At 46.9% G+C, this 20,835-nt stretch carries 19 protein-coding genes; 12 read left to right on the forward strand and 7 right to left on the reverse strand.

What is annotated here, in order from left to right:
- The first annotated feature begins 247 nt into the window (after window positions 1-247).
- The 8 genes from HUK38_RS06085 (at window position 248) to HUK38_RS06120 (ending at window position 6,949) form a co-directional block, all read left to right on the forward strand.
- Window positions 248-781 (forward strand): SoxR reducing system RseC family protein, encoded by a 534-nt coding sequence (locus HUK38_RS06085; RefSeq protein WP_182583436.1) that lies wholly within the window; start codon window positions 248-250, stop codon window positions 779-781.
- A gap of 64 nt (window positions 782-845) precedes the next feature.
- Complete coding sequence (gene rsxA, locus HUK38_RS06090; protein ID WP_182583437.1) at window positions 846-1,430, forward strand: electron transport complex subunit RsxA; 585 nt, start codon at window positions 846-848, stop codon at window positions 1,428-1,430.
- Window positions 1,431-1,451: 21 nt separating this feature from the next.
- Entirely contained in the window at window positions 1,452-1,988 is a 537-nt protein-coding gene (locus HUK38_RS06095) for an RnfABCDGE type electron transport complex subunit B (RefSeq protein WP_182583491.1), read from the forward strand.
- An 85-nt stretch (window positions 1,989-2,073) separates the two neighbouring features.
- Window positions 2,074-3,528, forward strand: a complete 1,455-nt coding sequence (gene rsxC, locus HUK38_RS06100) for an electron transport complex subunit RsxC (RefSeq protein WP_182583438.1) — start codon at window positions 2,074-2,076, stop codon at window positions 3,526-3,528.
- Complete coding sequence (locus HUK38_RS06105; RefSeq protein ID WP_182583439.1) at window positions 3,525-4,640, forward strand: RnfABCDGE type electron transport complex subunit D; 1,116 nt, start codon at window positions 3,525-3,527, stop codon at window positions 4,638-4,640. The genes rsxC and HUK38_RS06105 overlap by 4 nt, the downstream gene beginning before the upstream one ends.
- Entirely contained in the window at window positions 4,640-5,245 is a 606-nt protein-coding gene (rsxG, locus tag HUK38_RS06110) for an electron transport complex subunit RsxG (RefSeq protein WP_182583440.1), read from the forward strand. Before HUK38_RS06105 ends, rsxG begins: the two co-directional genes overlap by 1 nt.
- Entirely contained in the window at window positions 5,245-5,916 is a 672-nt protein-coding gene (locus HUK38_RS06115) for an electron transport complex subunit E (protein WP_182583441.1), read from the forward strand. The genes rsxG and HUK38_RS06115 overlap by 1 nt, the downstream gene beginning before the upstream one ends.
- A gap of 217 nt (window positions 5,917-6,133) precedes the next feature.
- Complete coding sequence (locus HUK38_RS06120; RefSeq protein ID WP_182583442.1) at window positions 6,134-6,949, forward strand: UDP-2,3-diacylglucosamine diphosphatase; 816 nt, start codon at window positions 6,134-6,136, stop codon at window positions 6,947-6,949.
- 18 nt (window positions 6,950-6,967) lie between these two features.
- Here HUK38_RS06120 and HUK38_RS06125 read toward each other — a convergent pair whose 3' ends face one another.
- The 5 genes from HUK38_RS06125 to HUK38_RS06145 form a co-directional block, all read right to left on the reverse strand.
- A complete protein-coding gene (locus tag HUK38_RS06125) occupies window positions 6,968-7,816 on the reverse strand; it encodes a phosphatase PAP2 family protein (RefSeq protein WP_182583443.1) in 849 nt (282 codons plus the stop codon).
- Window positions 7,817-7,890: 74 nt separating this feature from the next.
- A complete protein-coding gene (gene ntrC, locus HUK38_RS06130; RefSeq protein ID WP_182583444.1) occupies window positions 7,891-9,288 on the reverse strand; it encodes a nitrogen regulation protein NR(I) in 1,398 nt (465 codons plus the stop codon).
- On the reverse strand, window positions 9,281-10,345 hold the full coding sequence (gene glnL, locus HUK38_RS06135) for a nitrogen regulation protein NR(II) (protein WP_182583445.1): 1,065 nt from the start codon (window positions 10,343-10,345) through the stop codon (window positions 9,281-9,283). Before glnL ends, ntrC begins: the two co-directional genes overlap by 8 nt.
- Before the next feature lie 98 nt (window positions 10,346-10,443).
- The gene (gene glnA, locus HUK38_RS06140; RefSeq protein WP_182583446.1) at window positions 10,444-11,850 is read right to left on the reverse strand and encodes a glutamate--ammonia ligase; all 1,407 of its coding nucleotides are present in this window, start codon (window positions 11,848-11,850) and stop codon (window positions 10,444-10,446) included.
- Between the two features lie 282 nt (window positions 11,851-12,132).
- Window positions 12,133-13,509, reverse strand: coding sequence for a TrpB-like pyridoxal phosphate-dependent enzyme (locus HUK38_RS06145; RefSeq protein ID WP_182583447.1), 1,377 nt, complete (start codon window positions 13,507-13,509; stop codon window positions 12,133-12,135).
- Window positions 13,510-13,698: 189 nt separating this feature from the next.
- On the opposite strand from HUK38_RS06145, the gene HUK38_RS06150 reads away from it, so the two are divergent.
- The 4 genes from HUK38_RS06150 to HUK38_RS06165 all read left to right on the forward strand — a co-directional run bounded on the left by HUK38_RS06150 (window position 13,699) and on the right by HUK38_RS06165 (window position 17,282).
- A complete protein-coding gene (locus HUK38_RS06150; protein WP_182583448.1) occupies window positions 13,699-14,085 on the forward strand; it encodes an FmdB family zinc ribbon protein in 387 nt (128 codons plus the stop codon).
- Between the two features lie 100 nt (window positions 14,086-14,185).
- Window positions 14,186-15,523 carry a 30S ribosomal protein S12 methylthiotransferase RimO gene (rimO, locus tag HUK38_RS06155; protein ID WP_182583449.1) on the forward strand — a complete coding sequence of 446 codons (1,338 nt, stop codon included), beginning with the start codon at window positions 14,186-14,188 and terminating at the stop codon, window positions 15,521-15,523.
- Between the two features lie 74 nt (window positions 15,524-15,597).
- Entirely contained in the window at window positions 15,598-16,977 is a 1,380-nt protein-coding gene (locus HUK38_RS06160; RefSeq protein WP_182583450.1) for a DNA methyltransferase, read from the forward strand.
- Window positions 16,978-17,012: 35 nt separating this feature from the next.
- Window positions 17,013-17,282 carry a hypothetical protein gene (locus HUK38_RS06165; RefSeq protein WP_182583451.1) on the forward strand — a complete coding sequence of 90 codons (270 nt, stop codon included), beginning with the start codon at window positions 17,013-17,015 and terminating at the stop codon, window positions 17,280-17,282.
- Between the two features lie 74 nt (window positions 17,283-17,356).
- Here the strand turns inward: HUK38_RS06165 and flgL are convergent, their stop codons facing one another.
- Both flgL and flgK read right to left on the reverse strand, forming a co-directional pair.
- Window positions 17,357-18,625 (reverse strand): flagellar hook-associated protein FlgL, encoded by a 1,269-nt coding sequence (gene flgL / locus HUK38_RS06170; RefSeq protein ID WP_182583452.1) that lies wholly within the window; start codon window positions 18,623-18,625, stop codon window positions 17,357-17,359.
- Window positions 18,626-18,679: 54 nt separating this feature from the next.
- A complete protein-coding gene (gene flgK / locus HUK38_RS06175; RefSeq protein WP_182583453.1) occupies window positions 18,680-20,821 on the reverse strand; it encodes a flagellar hook-associated protein FlgK in 2,142 nt (713 codons plus the stop codon).
- Window positions 20,822-20,835 lie beyond the last annotated feature (14 nt).

Below are 20,835 nucleotides of genomic sequence, written 5' to 3' on the forward strand. Positions count from 1 at the left end.
CCCTGCCTCGCCAAACCGACCGTCCTGACATCAACCCGCATCAGTTCACCCGCTCACGGCAGTTTTGCTGTCCGTGTTCTGTCTAATGTTGTTTGCAGGATGGTTAGATTTTTGCTTGTGTGGTGGAAACGGTCACACTGGTGTGCGTGAATTGTGTTTAACCATTGAATTGACATCAAAATTAACCGTCGCCACAGTGCAATCGCATGGGTGATGTCTGTTTTGTCACACGACACAGGAGGTAATTATGGAACACTCACGGGGGCAGGCGACGGATGATCCAGATTGGATTGCCGCCGCCAATCAACCAGAATTGGTCGAAGCAATCGCCCGCGTCGTGGCGTTGGAAGGAAAGTACGCGCTGCTGGAACCGGAGCAGTCCACCAGTTGCGGCAGTTGCGTGGCGGCGGGTCATTGTGGCAGCAGGGAGTGGGGATCGGCGGCCAATCGCCTCATCGGGCGGCGTTTTACATTAGTCAATACCGATGAATTTCGCGTTGGCGAGCGATTAGTCATTGGCGTTAGTCACCGCGCTCTATTACGCGCTTCAATGACGGCTTATGTATTGCCATTATTGATAATGCTATTAGTTGGTATTGTAGCCCAATCACTTGCCGGTGATGATGTCATTACCATGATTGCCACCGCCATTGGCTTGGGCATTGGGTTATTAGCGGCACGCGGGGTGGCCTATATTCTCAGCGCAACCGGGCAATTAGCGCCGTATTTTTTACGCCGTGCTAATCGCAGTGCCACGACTTGTCAAATCACTGCCGCATAACCACTGATTAAAAACTGGTTAATCAATTATTGGGAAATCATCAGGAAATTATTGGGAAACTGTCATGCAGGACTATGTGCTTTTAATGATTGGCGCGGCGTTAGTGAACAATGTCATTCTCGCCCGCTTTTTAGGGTTATGCTCATTTATGGGCGTGACAACCCGCCTTGATACGGCAATTGGCATGGGATTGGCGACCACCTTTGTTATTACCGTTTCATCAATGGTGGACTGGGCGGTTGGGAATTACCTCCTCGGCCCCTATGATCTATGGTACCTGCGCACCGTGACCTTTATTTTGGTCATTGCCGCGGCGGTGCAATTTACTGAATTGACGGTGCGCAAGGTGTCACCGCCGTTATTCAAAATGTTGGGGATTTATTTGCCGCTGATTACCACGAATTGTGCGGTATTGGGCGTGGCGTTAATCTTGGTTGAACACAAGATGAACTTTATTGAAGCGACCTTATTTGGCTTCTCTTCATCATTGGGATTCACCCTGGTGATGGTGATGTTTGCCGGCTTGCGCGAGCGGTTGGCCTTTTCTGAAGTGCCACGTTTATTTGCCGGCCCGCCGATTGGATTTATTACCGCGAGTTTATTGGCATTGGCGTTTTTAGGCTTTTCTGGGATTAGCACCCATTCATAACCGAGGTGACACACGATGTATATGTTGACGGCAATTGGCAGTTTAACCGCAATGGGATTGGCATTAGGTGGCGTATTGGGCGTGGCCGCTCGCTTATTAGCGGTAGAAGAGGATCCGCTTGAATTAGAATTGCAAGGGTTATTACCCGGTTCTCAATGCGGGCAATGCGGTTATGTCGGTTGCTCACAATATGCGGGGGCATTAGCTCGCGGTGAAGCGCCCGTGACGCTGTGCACCCCAGGCGGTAAAGCAGTGGCGGAACAATTAGCAAAACGCTTGGGTGTTTCGGTGGATTTATCCGATCATGTTGCGCCAGTGCCGACCTATGCGTTTATTAATGAAGACCTGTGCGTGGGTTGCACGCGGTGTATTAAAGAGTGTTCGGTGGACGGTATTATCGGGGCAAATAAACAAATGCACACGGTAATGGCTGATAATTGTCACGGTTGCGGCAAATGTGTTGAAGTCTGCCCGACGAATGCCATTAAAATGGTCAAGATTCCGAAAACATTGGCGACCTGGCATTGGCCGAAACCGCAATCAGAAACGCTGCACTAATTGCACACCTCGAATTGAAAATAACAAGCCCCACGCCGCGTTGTTTAATTATTCACAACGCGGCAATTGTTTGGAGAGTCATTAAATGAAAACTTTTCCAGTGCGGGGCGGTATCCATCCCGAATACCGCAAAGAATTAACCGGTGAATTGGCAATTGAACGCTTGCCATTACCCGAGCGGTTATACATTCCGCTGCAACAGCATATCGGCGCGCCAGCCGAGGTGTTGGTGCAAGCCGGTGATCTGGTCGCCAAAGGGCAGGTGATTGCGCGGCGGCAGGGCAACATTTCCGTACATCATCACGCCTCGACCTCGGGGCAGGTGGTGGAAGTGACCGAAATTCCCGCGCCGCACCCGACTGGGCTGCCGCAGGCGACGGTGGTGATCGCCCCCGACGGGCAGGATGTGTGGGGCGTGTTGCCCGCTCCCATCGCCGATCCGTTCGCCGCCAGTCCACAGGCGATTGCCGAGCGCGTGGCGGAATCGGGCATCGTTGGCATGGGCGGCGCGACCTTCCCGGCGGCGGTGAAATTGAACTTGGGTATTCAGTATCGCATTGAAACGCTGTTGCTTAACGGGGCGGAGTGCGAGCCGTACTTGACCTGTGATGATCGGGTGATGCGCGAGTACACCGACGAAGTCGTTGATGGTGCGCGCATTATGGCGCACGCGCTCGGTGCGGCGCGCATCGTGATTGCGATTGAGGACAATAAACCGCAGGCGTTGGAGAAAATCACCGCCGCTGCCGCCGCGTTTCCAGAAATCACGGTAACGCCGGTGCCGGTGAAATATCCGATGGGATCGGAGCGGCATTTGACCTTTGCGATCACCGGCCGCGAAACGCCGGCGCGCAAATTGACGGCGGACATCGGCGTCGTGGTGCATAACGTAGCGACAGCGCGGGCGGTGCATCAGGCGGTGCGATTTGGGCGACCGCTGGTGTCGCGGGTGGTGACGGTGAGTGGTCAAGCCATTGCGCAGCCGAAGAATATTGAAGCACCAATTGGGGCGCGGGTGAGTGATTTGATTGAATTCTGCGGCGGATTTAGCCAGCCACCGGAGCGCATGGTGCAGGGCGGGCCGATGATGGGATCGCCGTTACCGGGACTGGACGTGCCAGTCGTCAAAGGCACGTCGGGCATTTTGGCGTTGACGGCGCTGGAAATTAACGACCGCCCGTCTGATCCGTGCATCCGCTGCGGCTCGTGCGTCGCCATCTGCGCCTGCGGCTTGACACCAGTGGAAATCGCCGCCCGCATTCGCCATGACGACCTCGACGGTGCCGTCAAACTCGGCGTGATGGACTGCGTCTCCTGCGGCAGTTGCTCGTGGGTCTGCCCATCGCACATCCCGCTGGTGCATTATTTCAATTACGCCAAAGGGGCGGTCAATGCCAAAGCGCGGGTGGATCAAAAAACTGAGCGCACCAAGACGTTGGCTGAGGCACACAATGCGCGGCTGGAAAGATTGGCGGCGCAGCGGGCGGCATCACGCAAACCCAAAGCGGCGGCGGCAGCGACTGATGAGGCTGGCGCATGAAATTTCCCAATATTCAAGACGTTTCTGACCGCAGCGGGCCGTTCGCGCACACCGAAAACACCGTGCAACGTACCATGTTCACGGTGCTTTTGGCGCTAGTCCCCGCCACCGTCCTTGACCTGTATCTATTTGGTTGGCCGGCAATTTTTCTATTCGGCGTCACCGTCGGTTCATGCGTATTCGTTGAGGCATTCAGCATGGTGCTGGCGCAGCGCCGCGTGATTGCCACCATTAGCGACGGCTCGGCGGTTTTAACTGGCTGGTTATTAGCCATGACCTTACCGCCCTGGGCGCCGTGGTGGATTGGTTTATTAGGTGCGGTATTCGCCATCTTATTAGCCAAACAACCCTTCGGTGGATTAGGTCAAAACCTATTCAATCCCGCAATGGTGGCGCGGGTGGCATTATTAGTGTCATTCCCCGTCGCCATGACTGCGTGGGTTGCGCCGCATCCGTTATTTACCGACAACGCGCCCAGTTTTAATCAAGCCATTAGCATTACTTTTCATAGCGACATGCCGGATGGGATTACCGCCGCAACGGCATTGGGGTATGTAAAAACGGAATTGTCACGCGGCATTCCGGCGTCGCAATCGGTGTATGAATACGGGCGCACCATTAACATGACCAGTTATACACCATACGCGGTCAATTCAGCGGTTGGGTATAAATCGGGCAGTTTAGGCGAAACGTCGGCATTTTTAATTCTGCTCGGCGGACTGTTTTTAATTCGGCGGCGAATTATTACTTGGCACATCCCGGGCATGGTATTAGGCACCATTTTCGTATTCGCTACCGTATTCAATTTGGTGAATCCCGACCGCTTCTCACCCGCCTGGTTTCATTTAATCTCCGGCGCCACCTTCCTCGGTGCATTTTTCATTGCCACCGATTACGTCACCTCGCCCGTATCAAAAACCGGGCAATTAATCTTTGGCTTTGGCGTGGGCGCATTAACCTGGGTCATTCGCACCTTTGCCGGTTATCCCGAAGGCATGGCCTTTGCCGTGTTATTAATGAACTCCGTCACACCCATTATTGACCAATACACGCGGCCGCGATTATTTGGGCGCACCCGTAAAGGTGATCCATTGCCAGTGGAGGGCAAGTAATGAAAGCAGACCAACCCATTTTTATGCACGGCGTCATTCTCGCCGTCTTCTGCTTAGGTTACGGAGTTTATTTGGCATTAACTGAATTGGCCGCGCATGATGCCATTCTAGCGCGGGCATTGGAAGATCGCCAAAACTCATTAGCGCAAGTCATTCCTGAGCAATTGCATGATAATAATCCGGCAATTGATACCATTGTCATACCCGACGCTGATGGCAATGACTTAACCATTTATCGGGCGCGTCAAGGCAATACCGTCACGGGCGTTGCGTATGAAACTTATGGCTCAGGCTATGCCGGGCAAATGCGCTTTATGCTCGGCATTGATGCGGACGGTAAAATCCTCGGCGTGCGGGTATTAAGTCATAAAGAAACGCCCGGGTTGGGTGATAAAATCGACGTGAAACGCGCCGATTGGATGCTGCAATTTGACGGCTTATCATTAGGCAATCCGCCAATAGAAAAATGGGCAGTGAAAAAGGATGGCGGGCAATTCGATCAATTCACCGGCGCCACCATTACCCCGCGTGGCACCATTGACGCAATTCGTAAAGGCTTAGAATTCTTTGCCGAACATCGCGCACAGTTATTGGAGAATCAATAATGGCAACGAGTTATAGCCGCATCATTCGTGACGGTTTATGGGAAAACAATGGCGTCTTATCCATGCTATTGGGCATGTGTCCGACAATGGCAATGACCACCAGCGCCACGAATGCGTTGGGCATGGGATTAGCAACCGCTGTGGTGATGGCCGCATCGAGTTTAATGGTTGCCGCCTTTCGCAATTACATTACCCGAGAAGTGCGTATTCCCGTGTACATTCTCATTATTGCCGCGAATGTCACCTTTGTTGATTTGGTGATGAATGCGTGGATGCACGAATTATACAAGGTGCTGGGATTATTCATTCCACTCATTGTGTCAAATTGCTTACCATTAGCGCGATTAGAAGCCTTTGCCGCTAAAGAACCGGTATTGCCGTCATTTCTCGATGGTTTATTTATGGGGCTGGGTTTTACACTCGCATTAACCATGATTGGTTCAGTGCGTGAAATTATCGGCGCCGGTACTTTATTTGCCGATGCGTCATTATTATTCGGCCCCGCATTCAAGTTCATGGAAATTAAACTGATGGAACCAGACATGGCAATTTTAATGATGATCTTGCCACCGGGCGGGTTTTTAGTGACGGGCTTAATGGTGGTATTCAAACGCATTCTCGACATCCGCGCTGGCAAGGGCATTCAAATGGCCGGAGCGCATAGCGTTTAATGCGTTGATTTGACTTGCTTTTTGGGGTGGACATCATGCCACCCCAATCCTATCCCAACCACCGGCACATCATTCCAACTCCCGCCCCGCCGCTGGTTTAATCAGAATTTCATCACTTCTTTATTCCCCCGCAATATAGCCATGCGAGCATGACGTATCGGTGGTGATTAAAAACCATCCGTCTATTGCTATTTTTGCTATTAAAAGGGGAATGAATATGAGTCATATTGAACCGCTGCGCCCATTGCGTTACCGCACCATTTGGCTATCGGATTTACATCTGGGGTCACGCGGGTGTCAAGCCGATTTAATTTTAGAATTTTTGCAAAAAACTGCCAGCAAACAACTCTACCTGGTCGGCGATATTATTGACTTCTGGGCAATGAAAAAGGGCGTGTATTGGCCGGAAAAGCATAATCACATTGTGCAATGTCTGCTGGAAAAAGCGCGGCAAGGAACAGAGATAATTTATATTCCTGGTAATCACGATGACATGATGCGTAACTACATTGGAACGCATTTTGGTCAGATTGCCGTGCGGGATGAAGTCATTCATACCACTTTGGCAGGCGAGCGATTATTAGTGATGCACGGCGATGTATTTGATCAGGTTGTGCAACACGGGCGCTGGCTGGCGTTCATTGGTTCCAATTTGTATGATTTATTACTCGCTATTAACCAACGATTTAATGGTTTGCGGCGACATTTCGGACTGCGCTATTGGTCACTCGCCGCATTTCTCAAACGTCATGTTAAAAATGCGGTAAATTACATTGGGCGGTATGAATACGCCGTTGCTCATGCAGCGCGGCGATTAGAAGTTGATGGCATCGTGTGTGGTCATATTCACCATGCCGAATTACGCGCAATTGACGGTGTCACCTATTGCAATTGTGGTGATTGGGTGGAGAATTGCACCGCATTAGTTGAACATCACGATGGACAGCTTGAAGTGTTGCATTGGTTGGAAATGCAGCAATCATTTAAGAATACAGACTGGTATCTTAAACCTGCAACGGCACAGGTGAATTAACCATACGACATATTTGCTTTAGTTTAATTCAGAACGGCGGAATAAAGTCGGCAATTTGTACAAATAAATCATCATACCCAGTGCCACAGCGGCAACCCCCCGCACCATTAAATCAACGTGCGGATAACCGCTGCCGCTAATTATCAGTGATAGGGCGGCGCTGATGGCAATGATAATAAATAGAGTGTGTAACCAACCGCTGGTGATTCCCCATTGATAATGCTGCGCTAATCCAATACCTAGCCACGCGGCGAATACGCCGCCCGCCAATCCGGCCGTCACATCAATTGGCCAATGCACCCCTATTGCAATACGACTAAACCCCACCAGTATTGCTAATAACCCAAATAATAACCGCCATTCAATCCAGCGGTAATGACACATTAACACGGCAAAAAAAACGCCGGCGGTGACGCTATGTCCTGACGGAAAACTGTGGCGTTTTAATTCATTTCCAATCAAATAAAACGCATCTGACGTTAATACGGCGGGCGGGCGGGCTGCATCAAAAAGTGGTTTTAATCCGCGTGCATACAGCGCCGCAATCAACGCCGAGATTATTAAACTCCAGAATACATGCGGCGAGCGCCGGGCAATTATTAACGTAATAACCAATAGCAGACGTTCATCGCCAAGCAGGGTTAACGCTGCCCAATATTTATTCGGGTATTGATGCGCCCACGCATTGAGTGCAATAAACCCACTATGATAATCACCAATGCTCCACAAGGCCAATGTGATTAAAACCAACGCCGCTGTAATCATTAACAAAAAACGGCGTTCTGGCGGTGTATTTGGCAAGTGCGCCGCGCGATTTAAATCATTCTTTAGGACAGCATACCAAGTGCTGAGTGCTTGATTAAACATGTGTCAACCAATGGTGCAATGCCAATTTAATTTTATTTAAGGTGCGTAAAAATCAATTGTTGGTGAACGAATATTTATAGTTTTAATTCTTTAATTTTGCGGGTCAAAGTATTGCGCCCCCAGCCTAATAACTTTGCTGCTTCTTGCCGCCGCCCGCCGGTGTGTTCCAATGCACAATCAATTAACACCCGTTCAAAAGTCGGCATTGCCGTTGCCAATAATGATTGCTGACCGATACGCAACATGCGCCGCGCCCAACTGCGCAATAACGTCTCCCATTGTTCCTGTTCATCCGGAACTTGATTGTCTAATGTATTCAAATCTGGCGGTAAATCTTCAGCGTGAATTTCTTTACTCGACGCCATCACTGTCAACCAACGGGCGGTATTTTCTAATTGACGCACGTTACCCGGCCAATCTAATTGCTTGAGTTTTTCAATCGCATCGGTTGCTAATACTTTGGTTTCGCAATTCAATTCTTTAGCGGCTTGGGTTAAAAAATAACGCATTAACAATGCAATGTCTTCGCGCCGTTCGCGTAATGGTGGTAAATGAATACGAATGACATTAATTCGATGAAATAAATCCTCACGAAATAATCCGCGCCGTACTAATTCTTGTAAGTTTTGATGTGTTGCAGCAATGATGCGGACGTCCACTTTAATTGAAGTTAACCCCCCGACACGATAAAATTCGCCGTCCGCCAAGACGCGCAATAAGCGTGTTTGTAATTCAGCAGGCATATCACCAATTTCATCTAAAAATAATGTCCCGCCATCGGCTTGTTCAAACCGACCTTGACGCCGCGCTTGTGCGCCAGTAAATGCACCGCGTTCATGGCCAAATAATTCAGATTCCATTAAATCACGCGGAATTGCTGCCATATTTAATGCAATAAAGGGCGCATGAGAACGCGGGCTATGACGATGCAATGCGCGTGCAACTAATTCTTTCCCAGTGCCAGATTCGCCGTTAATTAACACGGTAATATGCGATTTTGCTAATCGCCCAATGGCACGGAATACTTCCTGCATGGTAGGTGCTTCACCAATGATATCCGGCGTATGAGTAAAAGAGTCTTCTGCATGATTGGGCGTATTGGTTTGACAGCGACACGCCCGCTGGACTTGGTCAACTGCGTCATCAATATCAAATGGTTTGGGTAAATATTCAAATGCGCCACCATGAAAAGCAGAGACGGCGCTATCTAAATCAGAATGTGCTGTCATAATAATGACTGGCAATATTGGATATTGCGTTTTTATTTGACGTAATAATTCTAAACCATCAATCCCCGGCATCCGTATATCCGATAAAATCACATCGGGTTGTTCACGTTGCAGTGCATCCATGACGCCAATACCATTAGAAAAACTAGTCACATCCATGTGCGCCTGGCGTAATGCACGTTCTAAAACCCAGCGAATAGATCGGTCATCATCAATGACCCAAATGCGTGGTATTCTATTCATCAAAATGGCGTAATGGTAAATAAACGAGGAGCTGTGTTTTGTATGCGTGACGATTGTATTCAACTAAACCATGATGCTGACTAATCAATTCTTGTGCAATAGAAAGCCCTAAGCCAGTGCCGCCAACTCGTCCGGACACCATTGGTAAAAAAATATAATCACGCATCTCATCAGCAACCCCGGGTCCGTCATCTTCAATTTCAATTTGAATGACTAAACGGTGACGCACATGTCCAATGGTGAACTGCCTTAATATGCGAGTGCGCAATACCAAACTGCCATTCACGCCGGCGGCTTCAGCACCATTCCGTGCAATGTTTAATAATGCTTGAATTAAATGTTCAGGATCGGCAATTAACTCTGGAATACTGGGATCATACGCCCGAATAATACGCGGGCCATGTGGAAACTCAGCAACAATCAAACCGCGCACATGCTCAACAACTTGATGAATATTGGTTAGTTGTAATTGCGGCAGTTGTTTAGGCCCGATCATTCGGTTAAGCAAATTTTGCAATCGGTCAGCTTCATCAATAATAATGCGCGTGTATTCATGCAGCTCTCGATTGGGTAATTCACGTTCTAATAATTGAGCCGCCCCACGCAATCCACCAAGAGGATTTTTTATTTCATGTGCCAAGCCGCGTAACAATGCTTGTGTTGCTTGATGCTGTGTTAATAACTGCTCTTCACGGTTAATACGAATTTGGCGATCTACTTGATGTAATTCCATTAACAATGCCGCCGGATGTGCCGCCGGTTGTAGTGGTAATACAGTATAATTGACATGTAGTATTTGCCCATCGGGACGCTGCAATTCAATTTCGCGTTCAGTCAATGGGTGACGGGTGATTAAAGTGGATTGAAGTCGTGTTGTGATAGGTTCGGTAGGAAATGGAATCAAATCGTTGGCGGATTGCCCAAGCACTAAGTTAGCACTAACGGATAATAATGCTTCACCAGCGGGGTTAATATAATTGAGGTGAAGATGAGAATCAAACAACAAAACAGCGGTATTGAGATTATCGAGAATCGTTTGCTCTATACAAGGCTCCATGTTGAATGATCTTTAGTGGTGCTACGCTGTAAAAAAGGTGTTTTTATTAACCGTACGAATACGACACTTCCCTGTGTCGTTTTATTTAGATATGACGGTTAAAGACTATAGTACATATCAAATTCGACGGGGTGCGTGGTCATACGCAGCCGTGTGACTTCAGTCATTTTCAATTCGATATAAGCGTCAATTAAATCATTTGAAAACACCCCACCAGCAGTTAAAAAGCCACGATCTTTATCTAAGGCTTCGAGGGCTTGATCGAGTGCATAACAGACTTGTGGAATCTGTTTTTCTTCTTCGGGAGGCAAATCATACAGGTCTTTATCCATTGCATCGCCCGGATGAATTTTATTTTGAATGCCATCCAAGCCAGCCATTAACATGGCGGCAAATGATAAATAAGGATTGCCGGTTGAATCAGGGAAGCGCACTTCAATCCGTCGTGCTTTTGGATTTGGATCATAGGGAATACGAATAGATGCGGAGCGATTGCGGGCTGAATAAGCCAGCATCACGGGTGCTTCAAAACCGGGTACCAATCGCTTGTACGAATTGGTGGACGCATTTGTAATCGCATTGAGCGCCCGTGCATGTTTAATAATGCCGCCAATATAATACAGCGCAACTTCTGACAGTCCAGCGTATTTATCACCGCCAAAAATATTTTTACCATCTTTAGCTAAAGATTGATGAACGTGCATACCACTGCCATTATCTCCAACCAATGGTTTTGGCATGAAGGTCACGGTTTTTCCATAGGCATGGGCGACGTTTTGAACACAGTATTTTTGAATCTGGTTCATATCTGCCCGGCGGACTAAACTGTCATAACGAGTACCAATTTCGCATTGACCGGCAGTAGCGACCTCGTGATGATGCACTTCAACGGGAACGCCCATTTCTTCAAGTGCTAAACACATGGCGGCGCGTAAATCATTTAATGAATCAACCGGTGGAACGGGGAAATAGCCACCCTTGACGCCGGGGCGATGGCCGATATTGCCATCTTCATAAACTCGTTCGGAATTCCAACCGGCTTCTTCGGAATCCACTTTATAAAAGGCGCCGCTCATGCTGGCACCCCAGCGAACATCATCAAGAATAAAGAACTCTAATTCAGGACCAAAATAAGCGACATCAGCAATACCAGTGGATTTCAAATAGGCTTCAGCACGTTTTGCTAATGAACGTGGATCGCGTTCATACCCTTGCATGGTGGTCGGTTCAAGAATATCGCAGCGAATGATTAAGGTTTTTTCATCTGCAAATGGATCCATGACGGCGGTGCTGGCTTCTGGCATTAACACCATATCGGATTCTTGAATACCTTTCCAACCGGCAATAGATGAACCATCAAACATCTTGCCATCTTGAAAAAATGCTTCATTAATTGAATGTGCTGGTAAAGAAACATGCTGTTCTTTACCACGAGTATCAGTGAAACGAAGATCAACAAACTTTACTTCTTCATCTTTAATCATATTCAGGACAGTTGCAGACATCGAGGGTTCTCCAAAAACAATACGGTAGACTGATTAAAACAGCGTGAAGCAGTCGTACTTGCTGGGCGCTAGTCAATGCGTTGTGACAGCGGGTGACGACCGACTGCGGCAGCGTAAGCATCATGTGTGCCAGACACCGCCGGGCTAACTAGAATGCGCGTTGCCGTTGTCCGAGCATACTCTAAGTGAACTAAAAAAGTGCGTTGCTAATTAACAACGCACTAGATTGGTGCAATTCATTGACCAAAACTGGCGCCCAGCGAATAATGCACCTCGGGTTAATTAGGTACGCAGCGCGGCATCAATTGCCGGCAATCCGGACAACGCAAGCGCGACTTCATTATGATCGTATTCCAAATCTTTCAATTTACCAGCTTGATAATCCATATACGCCTGCATATCAAAATGTCCGTGTCCGGATAAATTAAATAGAATCGCTTTCGATTCACCGTTAATGCGACATTTATTTGCTTCATCAATAGCCGCACACACAGCATGATTCGCCTCGGGCGCTGGCACAATTCCTTCAGCTTTGGCAAATTGTATTCCAGCGGCGAAGCATTCTAATTGATTATAGATGCGTGGTTGAATAAACCCTAGTTTAGCTAAATGGCTAATTTGAGGCGCCATGCCGTGATAACGCAACCCGCCGGCATGGAATCCCGGTGGCACAAATCCTGATCCCAACGTGTACATCTTGACTAATGGTGTTAAATGCGCGGTATCACCAAAATCATAGGCAAAAGCGCCTTTAGTTAAGGTCGGACAAGCCGAAGGTTCGACCGCAATAAATTGCGTGTTTAATTGCCGTTGAAAACACTCGCGCATGAATGGAAATGCCAGCCCAGCAAAATTACTGCCGCCACCCGTGCAAGCAATAATCATATCAGGATAATCCTGTGCCATTGCCATTTGTTCTATTGCTTCTAATCCAATTACGGTTTGATGTAATAGCACATGATTTAATACACTACCTAATCCATAGCGCGTGTCATCACGCTGCACAGCTAATTCAACTGCTTCACTAATTGCAATCCCCAAACTGCCGCTGCTATTGGGATTAGTAGCCAATACAGCGCGTCCGGATTCGGTGAGTGAGCTTGGGCTGGCAATACATTGTGCGCCAAAGGTTTCCATTAATGCACGGCGATAGGGTTTATGATCGAAACTGACGCGCACCATGAATACCACTATTTCTAATCCAAATAGCGCGCCCGCCATCGCTAATGACGATCCCCATTGACCAGCACCAGTTTCGGTCGTCATGCGTTTAACACCTTCCTGCTGGTTATAAAACGCTTGGGCAATTGCGGTATTGGTTTTATGACTGCCAGATGGACTAACTCCTTCATATTTATAATAGATACGGGCAGGCGTATCTAATGCTTTTTCTAATCGCCGCGCTCGGTATAATGGTGATGGACGCCATTGACGATACACGTCACGCACAGGTTTGGGTATTTCAATTTCCCGCTCTAAACTCATTTCTTGTTCAATAATAGCGCGGGGAAAAATGGGCGCAAGATCATCAGTAGTAATTGGTTGACAGGTGGCCGGATGTAGCACGGGTGCTAATGGCGTGGGCAAATCGGCGCTGATGTTGTACCAATTAGTCGGCAAATGTTGCTCATCGAGCAGGTATTTGATGCTGTCAGTCATAATAGTCTAGTGGGTTAGTGATTAACAAAAGAAGCGCCGCGGCGACGATTAAGTAGATAACTGTATCGTATCGTGGCGTAAGTGGTTAAAATAGTGCAATGGTAAACGTCATTCAATTCGATTAGGATTGTATTGAACGTGACCATTGAACAACGCCATGAACTTTAACAAATAATCGGAGTGATGACAATGCCTATTTATGAATATCGTTGTGAACAATGCGGACACGAGTTTGATGCGCTGCAAAAGATTGCCGATGCACCGTTAATTGATTGCCCAGCGTGTGGTGTTGCAGCGTTGAAAAAGAAGTTATCCGCACCAGCCTTTCGCTTGAAAGGGACGGGGTGGTATGAAACTGACTTCAAACAGGGCGATAAACGCAATGTTCATGCGACGGATAAAAATAACAATGGTGGCGATAGTGGGAGTGCAAATAATAAGTTATCAGGTGATGGTGATAATAAGACCGCCCCGCCACCTGCTGCTAATAAAACGGACACAGCTGCGCAATCTGAATCAAAAATAAAAGCGGCAGCGACCGCTTCGAATTCATCCACAACAACAGCCGATTTATAATTGCGGTGGCAGTTGATATCATCGTCAATTGCACGTTCTTCATTACACATTAAAAATCATTCAATACCACCAAAGATTTTAGCGTTGAGGATAAAAAACAATGACACAACAGATTGCACCTTATTCACCACATATCGGTTTTATTAGTTTAGGTTGCCCGAAAGCAACCGTAGATTCAGAACGTATTCTCACCCGATTACGCGCCGAGGGCTACATCATCGCGCCAAATTATGCCAGCGCCGATTTAGTGATTATTAATACCTGCGGTTTTATTGATGAAGCAATTGAGGAATCGTTAGCAACCATTGCCGAAGCATTAGAAGAAAACGGGCAGGTAATTATTACTGGCTGTCTCGGGGCACGGGCTGATTTCATTCGGGCACACTATCCTGAAGTATTAGCAATCACTAGCGCTCATGCGTATGATGAGGTCATTGCCGCAGTACATCAGCATTTAATTCCACCCGAGCGTCCACCATTTGCACAAGTATTACCGCCACAGGGAGTAAAATTAACCCCGCCGCATTATGCGTATATTAAAATTGCCGAGGGCTGCGATCATCATTGTTGCTTTTGTATTATTCCCAGTCTGCGTGGGCGGCAAGTCAGTCGTTCATTGCCAGACATTATGACTGAAGCAGAAAATCTCATTGCCGCTGGGGTGCACGAATTACTCATTATTGCGCAGGATACGACCGCTTATGGGCGCGATCTTAAACACCAATTAGATTTTTGGCACAGTCGTCCACTGCGCACCGATTTGGCCACATTAGCACAGCAACTCGGGATGCTGCCGGCGTGGGTACGGTTGCACTACCTTTACCCATATCCTCAGTTAGATCAATTAGTTACGTTAATGGGCGAGGGCGTGATTGTGCCGTATTTGGATTTGCCGTTGCAACACGCCAGCCCAACCGTATTGCGGGCGATGCGGCGACCGGCGGCGACTGAACAATTATTAACGCGCTTAGATCATTGGCGACAATTGTGTCCTGATTTAACGGTGCGCAGTACATTTATTGTCGGTTTTCCGGGTGAGACGGATGAAGACTTTAATCAGTTAATTGAGTTTTTAAGTGTGGCACAATTAGATCGCGTTGGTGCGTTCACTTATTCTGCTGTGGAAGGCGCCGCCGCAAATCAATTACCAAATCCCGTGCCAGATGATATTAAACAGGCACGCTTGGCGCATTTAATGACAACACAGGCGGAGATTAGTCGTATTAAATTGACGCAAAAAATTGGGCAAAAAATCACGGTGTTAGTTGATGAAGTGAATGATGAACAGTGTATTGCTCGTAGCACCGCTGATGCGCCGGAGATTGATGGAACAGTGATTATTCCGGGGGCGTGGGAATTAGAACCGGGCGATTTTATTGAAGTGATTGTCACCGATAGCAGTGAATATGATTTAACTGCTGAACCGGTGTGTGACTAATTTCTATTTGATCGTTCTTAAGCTGAAGCATGGGAACGATCAATTGACTCATTTGACTGGTTAAAACGACTTTAATGAACACACTCATTTTAGGTGATTGTTTGGATAGTTTAGCGGCAATTGACAGCGAAAGCGTTGATTTGATTTATCTTGACCCGCCATTTTTTTCCAATCGCAATTATGAATTAATTTGGGGTGATCAGGGCGAAATCCGCAGTTTTGAAGATCGCTGGTCAGGTGGAATTGACCAGTATATTGCGTGGTTAAAAGAGCGAGTGCAGGCACTGTATCGGGTATTAAAATCGACGGGTTCATTGTTTTTGCATTGCGATTGGCACGCAAACGCCTATATTCGCGTGTATGTTTTAGACAAGATTTTTGGAGAAGAAAATTTTGGAAATGAAATAACTTGGATTCGTTCTAATCCCAAAAATCACGGATCAAAAAATTTTCCAAACTGTAAAGACACTATTTTTCGGTATGTTAAATCTAATCAATTTATATTTAATAAAATATTTGCTAAACATGATGAATCTTATGTGAAAAAATCATATAAATACATGGATTCTAGCGGCAGAAGATATACGCTTTTGCCGCTGGTCAATCCAAGTGACAATAGACCTAATTTAACCTATCCCTTTCTTGGCATCACTCGTGTTTGGAGATGGACAGAAGAAAGAATGCAACAAGCCTACAAAGATGGGTTGGTCGTTCAGCTTAAACCAAATGCTGTCCCACGATATAAACTTTATTTCGATGATTCTAAAGGTAAAACAGTGACAGACAATTGGGTTGATATTCAACAAGTCTCTAATAAAGAATCTATTGGCTATCCTACGCAAAAACCCGAGGCATTATTAGAACGTATTATTCAGTGCGCATCTAATGAGGGTGATGTAGTATTAGACCCATTTGTCGGTGGCGGCACAACGGTTGTGGCGGCCGAGCGATTAAAACGGCAATGGATTGGGATAGACCAATCGGTGGCGGCAATTAAAGTGACTGAATTGCGCTTACATGCAAAAAAAGATTTGCTATCAAAACCCTTTACTGTGCAATTGCACAAATACGATTATGACACGTTGCGCTATCAAGATACAGTTGCCTTTGAAACTTGGATTATCACGCAATACGGCGGCAGCGCAAATACAAAACAACGTAATGATTTGGGAATTGATGGGCGCACGACAGATAATCAACCCATTCAAATAAAACGCTCGGATAATATCGGGCGGAATGTGATTGATAACTTCAAATCAGCCTGTGAACGCTATGATAAAACGGCCTTCGATCACAATAAACAAAATAACCGCGCTATTGGCGTCATTATCGCGTTTAGCTTTAATAAAGGCGCGATTCAAGAGGTGGCGCGGTTAAAGAATGTCGAGGGCATAATAATTGAATTAATCACAGTTAATCAGATCACACCCATTGCAAAAAACCAATATTGCTAATTGAGTGTTGTGATCTGAGTATAAACACAAAACAATTGCACCAAATTGAATTCCAAGCGAGGGGTAATAGCGCAGTTGGCATTGAGTTTTATGCGTGGGATTTTGCGTACAATCAAATTGAACAGGTGTTTAAACCGAGAATTATTCGGGATACGGTCGGTCAACAAACTGAACTGTTCGCTATTGGGACGCATTACATCGCTGTCAAAGTGATTGATAACGATGGATTAGAAAACGTTGAGGTAATGAAATTAGTTGTGAATGGCGACGTGTGTTGTGAAGCACAAAAATACCGTTGTTTTTGATTAGAATTATTCTATGAATGATCGTTCCAAAACTGAAGCGCTGGAACGATCAAATTTAGAAGCGGAGCGACAACTCATAAAAAGTTGAATAGCGACAATTTATTAACCTGCACATAAGATTTTTGCGCAGCTTCTAATGCCGTCTGCTCCAACGTAAAACGACTAATTGCTTCGCTATAATCCAAATCTTGAATGTCAGAACGGGTACTTTGCAAATCAAGCAAGCGTTCTTCATTGCTGCTAGTTTGCGTTTCTAATAATTGCAAGCGCGTACCAATCGTAGTACGAATCATGCCAAGATGCGCCAGTGTGGCATCTAAATCATCTAAACTGCGATTGGCCGCAGTCGTTAAATCAGACCGCTGATTATCATTACTCGCACCCGCTTCAAATGCCGTCGCAATGTTGTCTAATGTTTGAAAAATGGTGACATGCTGCGCTGGACGTGACGTGACCGTATCATCCGTTTGTGGCGTCCCACTTAATATCATGCGCCGCCCTGCAAAGCTAATGGTCGCCTCTGAACTATAATCCGTCCAACCGACTGTTTCAATTCCACCCTGTGACGTATTCATCACGCGATATTGCATGATGCGTTCATTAGTTAATGGATCAGTACCGGTCTGTTGAAATTGAATTTCAAACTCATCTGTTGCATTCGTACCGGTGAGAAATTCATTCAGATCACTCACATCAGTTAATTCGATAGCTAAATCACTTAATGGGTCAGTTGTACCGCGAGTTAATGCGGCACCAATGCGTCCGTCATTCTCTAAAATGTTCATAAACACATCATCGCCACTATTACCAATTGCCACAGTTGTTGTCGAAGCAATGGCCAGTTTGCGCACGGCACCATCACCCGTTGCACCAATGTATGACACCTCGCCAGCGGCATTGATTTCAAATGGTGCGGCATTGGAGCGGGTTCCGGCAAATAGATATTCGCCATTTGGCCCTTTAGTATTGGCTAAATCAAATAGTGCATCCCGAATACCGCGAATTTCATTCGCAATATATTGACGAGTTTCTTCATTTTGACTGTCATTATTGCCTTGCACGACCAATTCACGGACGCGCTGCAATTGATCGGTAGTACCGCCAATGGCCCATTCCTCCTGTTCTAACCAGGGTGTAGCGATATTATTATTCCGTTGGTGTTGTTCCGTGGTTTTAATCATCGTAGTTAATTTAGCACTTTGCGTCGCACCAGCAGGATCATCTGCGGCGGTGAGAATCCGTTTACCCGTCGCAAGCTGTAATCCAGTATGATCGAATTGCGCTTGCTTAGTTTGCATCGTTTCTAATGTCGAACGATAGATGTGCGCACTGGAAATTCGCATAAATTGTCTCCCGTATTGGCGTTATTTTAATGATTAAAATCGTGTGGTTAATTGCTAACGCCCAATGGCAGAAAACAAGATGTCAAATACGGAATTACTGACGCTAATGACTTTTGCCGACGCTTGATATGCTTGTTGATAACGCAATAGTGATGCGGCTTCTTCATCCAAATTCACGCCAGATTCTGATTCACGCCGCGCTTGTGCATCTTCAAATAAACTGGTCGTGGCATCGCGTGAAATCTGCGCTTGTCGAGTGCGCGTTCCAATTTCGGCGACAACAGTATTATAGCTATCTGAAAAGGTTTGGGTGCCAGTAATCAATCGCTGTTCGGCCAAATCGGCCATTGACAATAGATTGCGATTATCCCCAACGCGATTACGGCTTAATTGCAAACTGAAATAATCACCGGCTTGCGGTTCACCATAAATATCTAATTCCCAACCATTGCCCGCTACGGTCGTTAATGCTGGTTGCGGCGCGGTAATGGCCGTCGGAGTTAATCCAATATTAAAGGTATCACCATCTGCTGGAACGCCGCGTATTTTTAATTCCACGCCGTCCACGCGAATCGTGGTCACACCCGACGAATCACGCGGCACAATGGTCGCGCCATTGACCGAAAAACTATTGCTGGCGGCATTAAATAAAATCGTAGCGGGCGTGACACTGGTTGCATCAACAACCCGCAAACTTTCAATTGTCGCGCTACCCGATGCGGTGCCGCCGTATTCAGCATTGACCACTTGAAATTGCGTTCCATCATAAACAACCGCGGCCGGCGCTTGCGTATTCGGATCATCGGGTGTGGTGACGCGCAAATTAACTAATGCTGCACTCCCATCATTCTCTGCATTAGTGAGTGCACCCGAAATCGGTGCGAGATGATTTGCGTCGGTCATTTGCATTGCCATTTGACCTGCCGCATTGCGTGTTGGTTGAATTAACCAGCGGTCATTTAATCCAACGCTGGTAATGCTACCCAAATCCACGCGCAGGCCATCGGCTTCTAAAACATCACCTGCGACACCAGTGGTTAATACCGTGTTGTCATTTAAACGAATTAACTGATATTCCGCAGTAGTGTCGTCAAAGCGCAGTTGATAATCACTGGCGGTTAAACTACCAACGGCTTCGTCCATTAACGTCACAGTTGGGATGCTATCATCACCATTATTCGCATGGGGATAAACCGCCGGCGTTGGCAAGCTAAATACCGCCTGCCCTAATTCACCGCCGCTGGTTAACCCTAATTGATTTTGGCGATTGACAAAGGTGGACAAAGTGACGGCGACTAATCCGAGACCATTCTGTGCTGAATCAACAATATTTGACCGCGCTTCTAATAACCCGCTAATTTCTCCACCGGTCATAAAACGACTAATGTTGACGGCCATTTCGCCATTGGAGGTGAGAATACCAATATCAACATTGCGCGGATCATTGCCTAATGGACGGGCAACTAATTGATTAGACGTGATGCCTAACACTAATGATTGACCGGTGCCAATAAAGACGTTGACGGAATGATCCTCTTGTTCATTGATGCGCACATCAATTTTTTCGGCGAGGCGGGTTAATAATGCACCGCGTTGATCGAGTAAATCATTCGGTGCGGCGCTACCACCACTTGCACCATAGGCGGCAACAATGCGTTGATTTAATCCCGCTAATGCCGCCGCCATATCACTGATTTCTTGCACCGCTACGCCAATTGAACCATTGATTTGATCGCGCTGTTCTTCAATCGTGCTATTGAGCATATTGAAGCGCTGGACTAATGAATCAGCCTCATGGAGCGTGATATTTGCGGTCGCCTCTGAGGTCGGATCATCGGCAAAATCATTCACTGCACCAAAGAAGCGTTCTAATACTGTTGCTAAACTGGTCTCTTCATCCGCCAGCATATTATCAACCCGTTGGGCGTAATCAGCGCGCACGGTATTGCTGACTTTAGTCGCAGTGGTATTGCGCAATTCATTATCAATGAACTCACTTTGTAAGCGCCGAACGGTGGCAACATCTACCCCTTGACCAAAATATTGATTGCCGAGGTATTGCGGGTTGCGGTTTTCTAATTCAACACGCTGGCGGCTATAGCCTTCGGTGGCGGCATTAGCGATATTATGCCCAGTGGTATTGAGAGCGCGTTGAAATGCGATTAAACCTGATAAACCGGTGCCCGTAATGCTCATGATCCTATCCTCGG

Source organism: Thiospirillum jenense, assembly GCF_014145225.1.
Classification (GTDB): Bacteria; Pseudomonadota; Gammaproteobacteria; order Chromatiales; family Chromatiaceae; genus Thiospirillum; species Thiospirillum jenense.

Coding starts and splice junctions, on each gene's coding strand:
- glnL (WP_182583445.1), bottom strand. CDS start 10,345: ATGGAGCCTTGTATAGAGCAAACGATTCTCGATAATCTCAATACCGCT.
- rsxG (WP_182583440.1), top strand. CDS start 4,640: ATGAAAGCAGACCAACCCATTTTTATGCACGGCGTCATTCTCGCCGTC.
- flgK (WP_182583453.1), bottom strand. CDS start 20,821: ATGAGCATTACGGGCACCGGTTTATCAGGTTTAATCGCATTTCAACGC.
- HUK38_RS06125 (WP_182583443.1), bottom strand. CDS start 7,816: ATGTTTAATCAAGCACTCAGCACTTGGTATGCTGTCCTAAAGAATGAT.
- HUK38_RS06115 (WP_182583441.1), top strand. CDS start 5,245: ATGGCAACGAGTTATAGCCGCATCATTCGTGACGGTTTATGGGAAAAC.
- rimO (WP_182583449.1), top strand. CDS start 14,186: ATGACACAACAGATTGCACCTTATTCACCACATATCGGTTTTATTAGT.
- glnA (WP_182583446.1), bottom strand. CDS start 11,850: ATGTCTGCAACTGTCCTGAATATGATTAAAGATGAAGAAGTAAAGTTT.
- HUK38_RS06145 (WP_182583447.1), bottom strand. CDS start 13,509: ATGACTGACAGCATCAAATACCTGCTCGATGAGCAACATTTGCCGACT.
- HUK38_RS06150 (WP_182583448.1), top strand. CDS start 13,699: ATGCCTATTTATGAATATCGTTGTGAACAATGCGGACACGAGTTTGAT.
- rsxC (WP_182583438.1), top strand. CDS start 2,074: ATGAAAACTTTTCCAGTGCGGGGCGGTATCCATCCCGAATACCGCAAA.
- HUK38_RS06120 (WP_182583442.1), top strand. CDS start 6,134: ATGAGTCATATTGAACCGCTGCGCCCATTGCGTTACCGCACCATTTGG.
- HUK38_RS06095 (WP_182583491.1), top strand. CDS start 1,452: ATGTTGACGGCAATTGGCAGTTTAACCGCAATGGGATTGGCATTAGGT.
- HUK38_RS06085 (WP_182583436.1), top strand. CDS start 248: ATGGAACACTCACGGGGGCAGGCGACGGATGATCCAGATTGGATTGCC.
- HUK38_RS06160 (WP_182583450.1), top strand. CDS start 15,598: ATGAACACACTCATTTTAGGTGATTGTTTGGATAGTTTAGCGGCAATT.
- HUK38_RS06105 (WP_182583439.1), top strand. CDS start 3,525: ATGAAATTTCCCAATATTCAAGACGTTTCTGACCGCAGCGGGCCGTTC.
- rsxA (WP_182583437.1), top strand. CDS start 846: ATGCAGGACTATGTGCTTTTAATGATTGGCGCGGCGTTAGTGAACAAT.
- ntrC (WP_182583444.1), bottom strand. CDS start 9,288: ATGAATAGAATACCACGCATTTGGGTCATTGATGATGACCGATCTATT.
- flgL (WP_182583452.1), bottom strand. CDS start 18,625: ATGCGAATTTCCAGTGCGCACATCTATCGTTCGACATTAGAAACGATG.